This is a genomic window from Blautia sp. MSK18_10 (assembly GCF_020553185.1).
Lineage (GTDB): Bacteria > Bacillota > Clostridia > Lachnospirales > Lachnospiraceae > Blautia_A > Blautia_A wexlerae.
In genome coordinates, this window is the sequence record NZ_JAJCGT010000123.1 from 1 (window position 1) to 686 (window position 686).

Genomic DNA, 686 nt, shown 5'->3' on the forward strand with positions numbered 1-686 from the left:
ATTCTATTCCTCCTGTGATGGAAACCTTAAAAATATCAGTAGCTACCTGTTCTTCCTTTTTCGGACGAAGATAAACCGTTGTACCTTCTCCGGGCATAATAACCCCCGTTTCATAATCATCAAGGTACGCCCAGAAATGTTCCGTATTCTCAAAATCAACCGTAACAGGATTTTTTCCATTGTTATATATCCATATACTGCGTTTTGGACACATAAACATATCCGGATCCGGATCTGTATTATCCCACCAGTCGTATTCTTCAGGGGTAATTGTGAGAAATCTCGTACCGCTATTCGGTCTGCAGTTCACCTCATAATCCTGATCAGATGCGCCGCGAATAAGAACCCGTATCCTACACTTCGCCTGAATGCCTTCTTCTGTTTCCATGACAAAGGTTTCTTCATGAATTCCCGGAGAAAGATTTTTCTTTACATAAATATCCGCTGCAACAGCTTCTCCGGGCTTAACCTTATTCCCAACTTCCATTGGAAACCTTCCCTGAAACGGATAATCAAACGGCTCAAGTGTAAAATCATTCAATTCTGAGATAGATTTGATATGCCAAGCCTCTGTGCCTGTATTTTTTATCTCCAGCCTTTCCCACCCCCAACCACTGCCGTTTACTCCAGTCTGTCCCAAATCAAGGATTTCACTAGAAACTGTCGCCTCATATTTCTCATATCTC

Annotated in this window: 1 protein-coding gene; it reads right to left on the reverse strand. The window is 42.1% G+C overall.

Going from position 1 to position 686, the window contains the following annotated elements; genetic code table 11:
- A partial coding sequence (locus LI074_RS17105) for a hypothetical protein (RefSeq protein WP_173679728.1) occupies positions 1–686 on the reverse strand: 686 nt, incomplete at both ends.